Raw genomic sequence first — 9,127 nt, 5'->3', positions numbered from 1 at the left:
TGTTAAAATCAGACCATTGATGGATGGAAATCTGACGATTGACGAGCTATTGGACATAGAAGAAATGACGTTAAAATCAGACCATTGATGGATGGAAATGCCGTCTCTTCCTCTGACAAGAATTTGGGTGTCGCTATGTTAAAATCAGACCATTGATGGATGGAAATGGAATTAGAGACGAGAGGATACGCAATAAGAAACATCGTTAAAATCAGACCATTGATGGATGGAAATTATATTATTTTAAATACAAGCTCTCTTAATGATAGCTGTTAAAATCAGACCATTGATGGATGGAAATGTGTCTAAATTAATGCTCGTATATGTAGATTTAGGGTTAAAATCAGACCATTGATGGATGGAAATTCTATTAGAAATAAACATTTTAAACTAATCCCATGTTAAAATCAGACCATTGATGGATGGAAATCCAGGATGGGAGACATTAAGAGGGATTTTTAAATCCGTTAAAATCAGACCATTGATGGATGGAAATCACTCATGACAAATGTCGTGGTGGTTATAGCAAGTTAAAATCAGACCATTGATGGATGGAAATCATCTAATTAATGAATTGAAGTATTTCCAATACATTAAGTTAAAATCAGACCATTGATGGATGGAAATGGGGGAACTCAGAAAGACTTTGAAATCTTGTCCAACTATGCTAGTTAAAATCAGACCATTGATGGATGGAAATTGCACTTCAATCATTAGTGCAAGACATGATATCAAACTGTTAAAATCAGACCATTGATGGATGGAAATAATGCGATTACTGCAACAGTTTGTAATTTATTGAATAATCGTTAAAATCAGACCATTGATGGATGGAAATTTTTTCGATAGTTATATTTACAAAAATATTTAAGTTAAAATCAGACCATTGATGGATGGAAATATTTGTATGACGGTATTAAGAATGTTAATAGCATTATTGTTAAAATCAGACCATTGATGGATGGAAATCCTTTTATATTTCCTCTATCCGTATATATTACGTTCAGTTAAAATCAGACCATTGATGGATGGAAATTTTTGTATATCGGTATTAAGAAAGTTAATATCACTAGTTAAAATCAGACCATTGATGGATGGAAATTATAATTGTATTTTGAAGTCTTTTAAAAGGCTTCAAAACCGTTAAAATCAGACCATTGATGGATGGAAATATAATCTCTGGTGTAATATCAGGAATTGGAAGTGTTGTGTTAAAATCAGACCATTGATGGATGGAAATTTTTTTAATTCATAGGTCGGCGGAACTCTAAATTCCATAGTTTTGTTAAAATCAGACCATTGATGGATGGAAATATGAAGTGCATTGAGCACTTCATTTCTGAGGGCGTCTATTCTTTCGTTAAAATCAGACCATTGATGGATGGAAATTTTTATATTTATTATAAAATTCTGTTAATTTTAATTGTTAAAATCAGACCATTGATGGATGGAAATAAGATAAAATAGCTAGACTATATTCCTCACCCTCAAGTTAAAATCAGACCATTGATGGATGGAAATCCTCATCACGGAATTAAGGGGTAATTATTGTCTGTCGTTAAAATCAGACCATTGATGGATGGAAATGAACCTTGCAGGCTTAACTGCATAGATGTGATGATGTTAAAATCAGACCATTGATGGATGGAAATCTCTTTGTGATTTTTTCCTTCTACTCTGAAAAAGACGTTAAAATCAGACCATTGATGGATGGAAATTTTCTCGCTATTATAGCGAGAGGGGGAGCTTAGGAAGTTAAAATCAGACCATTGATGGATGGAAATTAGGTGATTAATTATATGGTGTCATATTTCAAAGTAAGGTTAAAATCAGACCATTGATGGATGGAAATGGTATGATTATCATTGCCACCGCTGAGGTATGAACTCAGAGTTAAAATCAGACCATTGATGGATGGAAATTATAGATAAATGGTATTGGGTCAAATATCCGGCAAGAGTTAAAATCAGACCATTGATGGATGGAAATTGGTTTTCACCTACTACCCTAAATTGTATACCCCATATACCGTTAAAATCAGACCATTGATGGATGGAAATTCAGATAAATAAATGTTAAAATCGACCATTTATGAATAAAATAAATGTTAAAAATATAAATAAACTAAAATTAATCGATTTCTACATAAATATCTTTATTTTTTTTCATGGCATTTAGAAGCTCCTTTCCTATACCTGTTTTTTTAGTTATTTTAACAATTCCACCTGAACCTACTGTCGCATTACAGAGGTAATCTCCATCAACATATATTTTAATATTTGCCCCTATAAACTCTTCTCCAACATCTACAATAATATGTTTTTTGGATTCTGTTAATTTTGTGGTTTCATAATCACTTACAAATTCGTATTTTTCATATTCTTCAAAAGGTTCTTCTTCAAAATCAGTTTTCATGCTTTTTCTTTCAACATTTATTCTGAGACCCAATATATTTTCCAACTTTGTTATCTCCTTTCCACCTTTTCCAATAATTGCAGGAACATATTTTTCAAGAACAATTAAATCGATAATGTTGTCGTCATTAATTTTAACATCTATATCTTTTCCAATATTTCTCGGCAAATGTTTCATTAAAATTTCTTTTATTTTTTCTTCTGCATATTTGTAAATTGGAGATTTAGATGCTCCCTCTTCCTTTATAGGCATGACCACTACCTGCTCACCATAGCTATATATTTCATATTCTGGCTCTTTTGTTTCAAAATCTCTTACTTCAATTACAGGTCTTGCCAAATCTGCCTCCTTCATACCGTGTGGAACTTTAACAGTGAAATGCACTTCATAAACCTTTTTTATCTGTCCATTTTCTATATATATTACAGTATCCACTATCTGAGGTATTATACCGAGCTCTACTCTACCAATAAGACGCTGGATGGCGTCGATTGGTTTTGAGGCATGAACTACCCCAACCATTCCAACACCAGCCATTCTCATGTCGGCGAATATTTCAAAGTCCCTTGTTTTTCTTACCTCATCGTATATTGTATAATCCGGTCTAACAAGCAATAGAATATCACAGGTGTTTTCCATATTACCTTCAAGTGGTGCATACTGCGTAATCATCTTTCCAACTTGAAGGTCTCTTGGACTCTCCATGGTTTTTACTATCTTATTGTTATTACAGTAAAATTCTGCCAATGCCGATACAAATGTCGATTTTCCACTTCCCGGACTTCCAGAAACAAAAATTCCCTCTGCTTTTTCCTTCAACCTTTCTAAAAGCTTATCGGATAATTTATAATCATCAAGAGAAACCTTTGTAATCGGTCTAACTGCGGTAATTTCAAGCCCTTCTGAAAATGGAGGTCTTGCTATTGATATTCTCAGGTTTACAAGTTGAATTACTGTGGCACCCCTCTTCTGAATTTCAATAAATCCATTGTTTTGTTCAGTGTATTTCAATATATTATCAATTAAATACTCCATCTTTTCTCTTGTTAATTTTTCATCGCCAATTGGAACAAGTTTAACTTCTCCTGGTTTTCCCTTTTTTGCATAAGGAACACAGTTTTCTTTTAAATGAATGGAAGAGGTTATTTCATCGAAATAATCCTTTAAAACCAATTCAACCCTTTCCTCTTCAACTTCTAAATAATAGGATTCAATGCCCTGAGCTCTTGCAAGGTTGTGCTGTATCCTATCACTTGTAAGTAATATAGAGTTTGTTTCCTTTGCCACTTTTCTAATCATAGCATCTATTTCACCAGCTTTTGCAAGTGAAACGATATCCACTGATGGTCTCTTCCCATAATATTCTATTTCAATATTATGTTCCTTTGCAATATCCACCAATCTTGTTAATTCCTCTATACCTAAATACCCTATTTCTCTACCCTTATTTGCCTGAGCTTCCAACTCTGAAACTACCGCCTCTGGAATAATGATTTTGCTGTTCTTTATTACGTCCTTTTTTATGAGCTCCGATATTTTTCCATCGATGACTATGCAGGTATCGACGGTAATTTTTTTATTCTGTAAATTTAAACTCTCACTAACAATCATAATCTCCCTCACTTTATACGATAAATTTTAAGATAATTTTATAATAGTGAATATATCAATATCATATGATAATATGATTTATATATTTATTTTAAATTATTTTAAAATTCATAAAGATTGTTAGGTGATGGCATGCTATTTAAACACAATATAAAAACAAATTCAAGAGAAGAAATGATTGATATTACAGATTATATAAAAGAATCCATAAAAAACTCAAAAATCAGCGATGGAATTGCCGTAATATATGTCCCGCACACAACAGCAGGTTTAACAATCAACGAAAATGCCGACCCATCTGTTAAAAAAGACATTCTAAAATTTTTAAATGATAGGATACCAAAAAATTATAATTTCACACATTTGGAAGGCAACTCAGACGCCCACATTAAGAGCTCACTATTTGGGAGCTCATTAACTGTAATAATATCACATGGAAAACCATTACTTGGAACTTGGCAGGGCATTTATTTCTGCGAATTTGACGGACCAAGAAACAGAACATTTTATGTTAAAATGATGGAGTAATGATATTATGATAAAAAAGGTAAAAACTTTAAACTGGGATGAGCTCTCTTCAAGTCATAAGGAGGACTATGTGTGCATTGAAGAAAATTATGATTTATATATTAACGATAAATTTATAGAAAAAATGACGTCATCACCCAAGGATTTAAAGGAGCTCGGGGCAGGTTATGTTATTTCAGAGGGTTATTTAGAACCAGGGGATATTAAGGATGTTCATATCGATAACGATAAAATAATAGTAATAACTAACGAATCGAAAATGTCAAAATCTAAAAAAAATGATGATAAAAATAATAAAAACAATAACAACGATAAAAATGGCTCCAATAGCATGAATAACATAAAAGTACCTCTAAAAACCATTTTTAAAATCATGGAATATATGTCAAATATCACAGGAGTATGGAAAATAACAGGTGGAACTCATTGGGCATGTCTATTTGATTTAAATGGAAAGGAAATAATCACCATTGAAGATATTGGGAGACACAATGCAGTTGATAAAGTAATAGGTTATGGAGTTCTAAATAATATAAATTTGGACGATAAAATATTGGTTTCAAGCGGAAGACAGCCCTATGTCATGGTAAAAAAGGCAGTTAATGCCAAAATACCCGCAATAATATCAAAATCCCCATCAACAGATAAAGGTGTAGAGCTCGCAAAGAATAACGATATTGTATTAATAGGTTTTGCCCGAAAAAACAGGTTTGTAGTATATAATGGTTTTGAAAGAATTATTGATGAAGATAAATAATATATCATTAATAAAAATATTCATAAAATTGTGGATACCATGGAAAAATTCTTATTTACCGACTGGACAAGAAAGAAAAGAAATTTAAAAGATTTGAATCAGTTAAAAAGAGATATAATAAAGAATTTTAAAGAAAACCAGCTTAAAGATAAAAAAATAGTTTCTATGCTCAGTGGTGGAAAGGACAGCTCAACAGCACTTTACATTGCAAAGGATTTAGATTTAAATGTTTGTTTGTGTATTCATTTTGTCCATAAATGGAGCTGGAATTTGGCTAAGGAACAGGCTCAAAAAATAGCCGATGAATTAAATATTCCCATACTGTTCTACGACATAACCGAAGATTTGAAAAAACGAACAAAAGGTGCAAAGGGGGGAAGCATCTGCCGAATCTGCAAGAACATAATGAAGGATAAAATGATGGAAATAGCCAAGAAGGAAGGTGCGGAAATCATACTAACTGGGGATACAGCACTTGAAAAGATTTCAGGACCCATATTTCAATATTTAAGGGAGACATACGGCATAGAAAAATTTGATAAAATGGAGCTCACCCCAGTTCCAAAAAGATATAATAAAATGTTTTTTAGACCCCTTATAAGATGTAGTTATGACGATGTTATTAAACTCAAAAATTATTATGGAATAGAGATAAAAAGAATCCATGAAGTCGGCGATAAATTCGGATATTGGAGGGAAGGTTGCCCATTGCAGTACTGCGACTACGATACAACAATAACTGAGGAACTTTTAGATGATTTATACATCTGCAATAAAAAAATCACAGATTTAGCAAGAAAACACGGGTTTAGGGCATCCATAAAACTTCCTTCAAAGGAATTAATGGTTGTTCCCTATAAAAAAGAATATATAGATATAATAAAGAAATATTTATACGATTTATATAAAATATGATGATAGATAAATATAATGGGATATCATGGATAAAAAAGACCAAAATGACAATATGGAATATATTTTTGCGATAATCTCAACTCTTATATTCTTTGCAGGTATGATTACCATTATTGTTTTAATAATCGCATATAATAATTTATATCTTATATGGGTGTTATTTATACCATTGATGATTCTATTTTGGTTAATATCATTGGGGTGGGCACATAACGGAGATTTGAATAAAGGTGAAATGAGGAGAGCTCTTGCAGGTGCCATTTTCAGTGTTTTTATAATCATTATACTACTTGTTTTAACAAAGGATAATTTAATAGATAATAATAAGGATATTATTAATTTCTTCTTTGGAGTGGTATCAACAATCATAGGATTCTATTTCGGATATAGAAGTGGAAGGGAAAAAGAAAAATAATATAAATTATATTAATTTAATATATTCATTAAAAGCCTCTCTCGAAGTGCCCACAACGATTCTTTTATAGTCTCCATAGGGTGAGCTCACACCTTCCAATTTTCCTCTTGCAATTACTCTTTCACCATTAAAGGCCTGACCTGCATAGGTATGAGTAAATGAAACTATTTCTTTAATATCCTCAGGTTTCAATTTCAATTTATATTTTTCTTTCAAATTTATAATTTTAACATTATTTATCTTGTAGATTGCAGGGTTATCAAATATATAATCGTCATTAATTATATCGCATTCAATTTTAATAAATCCTAAATTTTTATAACTATAATCTCCATATTTTGAGTTTATCTCATTCCAATCTCTTGTAGCAAGTAAATCAAACATTGTATTATTTATCACTCCCCTATTATATTTCCTCTTCTCATGCCAGACAAATTCATCATATGAAAGGGTGCCGTCTTTTATTCTTTTGTTGTATGCCTTTTTCCAAAAATCATTAGACAATGGATGAATATTATCCTTTTTTTTATTAAAAATCGTTTTTAAAACACCTCTTGCTTTTTTGTGGTTTTTCATTCCATATATAACAAAATCAATATCTGAGCCCTCGTTGTTTAATTTTATCACTGTTGAACCTGAAACTCCCATATATTTATAGTTTAATCCATAAGCATGAAGTTCATCTGCCAAATCTTTACATTTTTTTTCAAATTCATTATTTTGTTCGTTCAATATCTCCTTTAATCTATCATTTGGACTTAATATATTGGTTATACATTCCCTTGGAACTGCGTGTAATACTATGTCTTTTGTTTCATCGTAAAATAAATATTCTGGAAAATAATCCTTTAAAATATTGTATGTTTTTGTTGTATCTGTTATTTTTATATATTTATTTCCGTTCATCTGTCGTCGTATATCATTCCTATTTAAATTGTATTTGGTTATTATATCGTCATCTACTGCATCAAGGTTTAAATACCTTAAAAAAGCAAAAACCCTGTCTTTTGGATGTTCATAGGTATTTACTGCAAAATATCCAATTTCTGTTTCTACAAAATCTCTCAATCTTACTTTCAACATAATTTCACTTTAATTTTAAGTTTATAAAAAAATAAATTATATACTATAATTATCCACAATCTACTTAAAAAAATAAAAATTATCCCTTTTTAAACCCCAACGCAAAACCTGCTACAAATCCCGTGCCTAAGGATAACGAATGTATAATACCTACAAACTGGCTACCATAAGATATTATGGATGATTCTACATTTCCAAGTAGTGCTGCAAATGCCTCCTTATTTATAGATATTATTCCGAGTTTTGCAAGATATAAAAGGCTTAAAAAATATATACCTACCAGTGCTACTACAATTTTTATGGCTTTTTTAATGCCCCATCCTATAATTGCCCCACTTATAAATCCAGTTCCCAAATCTGGTAAAAATTGAGTTATATCCATAAAATCACCATTATTATTGGTTTATTTCTGATATAGTTATATCGTTAAGATTTTCTAAATTCTGTGTTATTGCACAGATAGAGCCATATTCAAATTCTTTAAAACATACATATTGCTCTCCTACAATACTATCTTTGTACCTATACTCCTCGACATCCCATCCATTGTAATGTGTTTCATCAACTAACTCCATACTTTGATTTTTAAGTTTATTACATATTATATGTTTCATAGCTTCTTTATTTATTGGCAATTTATATATTTGCATGATGTTATATCCATCTGTATAAGTATTTTGGTCCTTTTTATTCCAGCCTTTAACTTCAACATGGAGCGGAACATAGTATAAATCGAATTTAGTTAGGTCCATAATTTTAGATATATTTGTTTTTAATTTTAAATTACCTATTAATATATTATTTTTAGTTTCAGCACTAGAATTTATAACCTTTATACCATTGATACTCTTTAATCCAGCAATCAATTCTTTAAGATCATCGCTCTTATATGTGACTATCTTCATACCTATATATTTATCGTATGCATTCATACATACTGCACTTTTATTGCTATATAATATTACATTACTTGGTGCAATATATTTTACCCATTTATTATCTGGTTTTTTTATATATTTGGAATTTATAAAAATATATCCATTTTCAGGATTGATATTATTAGATTTAAACAGTATTCCTAAAAACCAAAGTGGAGTTTTAATGGCAATTTCTTCAGTATTTTCCAAATTAATATATACACCATTTATAAAATAAAAAAAGAACGATGGTATATTTTCCTCTGAGTTTTTGCTTGTTATTTTTGATACCATAGAATTATCGGTATATATAAAGTTAGGATATGGACTGTTATCTACAATTTTAGCAACTTCTTCGGCATTGGCTGAACATACCATAATGGATAAAATCCCAAACATCAATATTATTTTTACCCTGGAAGTCAACGAGGTATTTAGAAAATCTTTTTTGATTTTCTTTATATTTTTCATATAATCACCAAATAT

8 protein-coding genes and 1 CRISPR repeat array are annotated in these 9,127 nt (G+C 30.7%); of the genes, 4 read left to right on the top strand and 4 right to left on the bottom strand.

Annotated elements, in window-relative coordinates:
• Position 1: 1 nt before the first annotated feature.
• A CRISPR array of direct repeats spans positions 2–2,060; the repeat unit is 30 nt; unit sequence GTTAAAATCAGACCATTGATGGATGGAAAT.
• 70 nt (positions 2,061–2,130) lie between these two features.
• Positions 2,131–4,026 carry a PINc/VapC family ATPase gene (locus F7B34_RS01225; protein WP_292459664.1) on the bottom strand — a complete coding sequence of 632 codons (1,896 nt, stop codon included), beginning with the start codon at positions 4,024–4,026 and terminating at the stop codon, positions 2,131–2,133.
• Positions 4,027–4,158: 132 nt separating this feature from the next.
• On the opposite strand from F7B34_RS01225, the gene F7B34_RS01220 reads away from it, so the two are divergent.
• The 4 genes from F7B34_RS01220 to F7B34_RS01205 are packed head-to-tail and all read left to right on the top strand — an operon-like array spanning position 4,159 to position 6,641.
• Positions 4,159–4,554, top strand: a complete 396-nt coding sequence (locus tag F7B34_RS01220; RefSeq protein WP_292459662.1) for a secondary thiamine-phosphate synthase enzyme YjbQ — start codon at positions 4,159–4,161, stop codon at positions 4,552–4,554.
• 7 nt (positions 4,555–4,561) lie between these two features.
• Positions 4,562–5,311, top strand: a complete 750-nt coding sequence (gene fdhD, locus F7B34_RS01215; RefSeq protein WP_292459660.1) for a formate dehydrogenase accessory sulfurtransferase FdhD — start codon at positions 4,562–4,564, stop codon at positions 5,309–5,311.
• A 39-nt stretch (positions 5,312–5,350) separates the two neighbouring features.
• A complete protein-coding gene (locus F7B34_RS01210) occupies positions 5,351–6,226 on the top strand; it encodes a 7-cyano-7-deazaguanine synthase (RefSeq protein ID WP_292459658.1) in 876 nt (291 codons plus the stop codon).
• 25 nt (positions 6,227–6,251) lie between these two features.
• Positions 6,252–6,641 (top strand): hypothetical protein, encoded by a 390-nt coding sequence (locus F7B34_RS01205; RefSeq protein ID WP_292459656.1) that lies wholly within the window; start codon positions 6,252–6,254, stop codon positions 6,639–6,641.
• A gap of 6 nt (positions 6,642–6,647) precedes the next feature.
• Here the strand turns inward: F7B34_RS01205 and F7B34_RS01200 are convergent, their stop codons facing one another.
• From F7B34_RS01200 to F7B34_RS01190, 3 genes are all read right to left on the bottom strand, one after another.
• Positions 6,648–7,721: a nucleotidyltransferase domain-containing protein gene (locus tag F7B34_RS01200; RefSeq protein WP_292459683.1), complete on the bottom strand. Its 1,074-nt coding sequence runs from the start codon at positions 7,719–7,721 to the stop codon at positions 6,648–6,650.
• A gap of 82 nt (positions 7,722–7,803) precedes the next feature.
• The gene (locus tag F7B34_RS01195; RefSeq protein ID WP_292459654.1) at positions 7,804–8,106 is read right to left on the bottom strand and encodes an FUN14 domain-containing protein; all 303 of its coding nucleotides are present in this window, start codon (positions 8,104–8,106) and stop codon (positions 7,804–7,806) included.
• A 13-nt stretch (positions 8,107–8,119) separates the two neighbouring features.
• Entirely contained in the window at positions 8,120–9,112 is a 993-nt protein-coding gene (locus F7B34_RS01190; protein WP_292459653.1) for a hypothetical protein, read from the bottom strand.
• Between the last annotated feature and the right edge of the window lie 15 nt (positions 9,113–9,127).

This window comes from Methanothermococcus sp. (assembly GCF_015523155.1).
Lineage (GTDB): Archaea > AGJL01 > Methanococci > Methanococcales > Methanococcaceae > Methanofervidicoccus.
The sequence above is the reverse complement of the archived record's forward strand: the minus strand, read 5'-3'. Positions and strand labels throughout refer to the sequence as shown.

Coding starts and splice junctions, on each gene's coding strand:
- F7B34_RS01195 (WP_292459654.1), bottom strand. CDS start 8,106: ATGGATATAACTCAATTTTTACCAGATTTGGGAACTGGATTTATAAGT.
- fdhD (WP_292459660.1), top strand. CDS start 4,562: ATGATAAAAAAGGTAAAAACTTTAAACTGGGATGAGCTCTCTTCAAGT.
- F7B34_RS01210 (WP_292459658.1), top strand. CDS start 5,351: ATGGAAAAATTCTTATTTACCGACTGGACAAGAAAGAAAAGAAATTTA.
- F7B34_RS01190 (WP_292459653.1), bottom strand. CDS start 9,112: ATGAAAAATATAAAGAAAATCAAAAAAGATTTTCTAAATACCTCGTTG.
- F7B34_RS01225 (WP_292459664.1), bottom strand. CDS start 4,026: ATGATTGTTAGTGAGAGTTTAAATTTACAGAATAAAAAAATTACCGTC.
- F7B34_RS01220 (WP_292459662.1), top strand. CDS start 4,159: ATGCTATTTAAACACAATATAAAAACAAATTCAAGAGAAGAAATGATT.
- F7B34_RS01205 (WP_292459656.1), top strand. CDS start 6,252: ATGGATAAAAAAGACCAAAATGACAATATGGAATATATTTTTGCGATA.